1 protein-coding gene is annotated in these 760 nt (G+C 63.6%); it reads right to left on the minus strand.

Annotation, left to right across the window (positions count from 1 at the left end):
* On the minus strand, positions 1 to 760 hold a 760-nt coding region (locus L692_RS0118405), incomplete at both ends, for an ATP-binding cassette domain-containing protein (protein ID WP_025701552.1).

Genomic DNA, 760 nt, shown 5'->3' on the forward strand with positions numbered 1-760 from the left:
CGAGCGAAGCGCGCTTCTCCTTGAAATACTCGTAATTGCCCGGGAACACGGAGAGGCTTCTGTCCTCTAAGGCCCAGATGCTGCCGAAGCAGCGGTTGATGAAATAGCGGTCATGGGATACCGCAAGAACGGTGCCCGGGAATTCCTCCAGCGCTTCTTCCAGCGCCTCCCGGGAGTCGATGTCAAGGTGGTTGGTCGGCTCGTCAAGAATGAGCAGATTGGGCTGGCGGTGCATCAGCACGGCGAAACGCAGCCGGGTCCATTCTCCGCCGGACAGCCCCGCGACGCTCTTGAAGACATCGCTGCCGTAAAAGAGGAACCGGGCGAGCTGCCCGCGCGCTTCGCCTTCCTCCATACCGGCCTGTTCGCGGAAATAGCTCAGCACGGATTGGCCGGCGTCCTCCGGGACGGCTTCCTGGGCGAGATAGCCGACCGCTGTCCGCGAGCCCAGCCCGCAGCTTCCCTCGTCCGGCTGCTCAAGCCCGAGAATGATGCGCAGCAGCGTGCTTTTGCCCGCGCCGTTGCCGCCGATCAGCGCCGTCGTCTCGCCGTAGCGCAGCACGCCATCGACCCCGGTGAACAGTGTGCGCTCTCCGTAACGCTTGCCGACTCCATCCAGAACGAGCGCCCGGTTGCCTGAACGGTCCTGCTGTTCAAGCTGCAGATCCATCGCCTTGCGCTCCAGGATCGGCCGCTTGATCTTGATCATCCGGTCCAGGGCCTTCTGCATCGACGCGGCCCGCCGGTGAAAGGAAGGATT

The sequence above is a fragment of the Paenibacillus forsythiae T98 genome (assembly GCF_000520735.1).
Taxonomy (GTDB): domain Bacteria; phylum Bacillota; class Bacilli; order Paenibacillales; family Paenibacillaceae; genus Paenibacillus_AQ; species Paenibacillus_AQ forsythiae.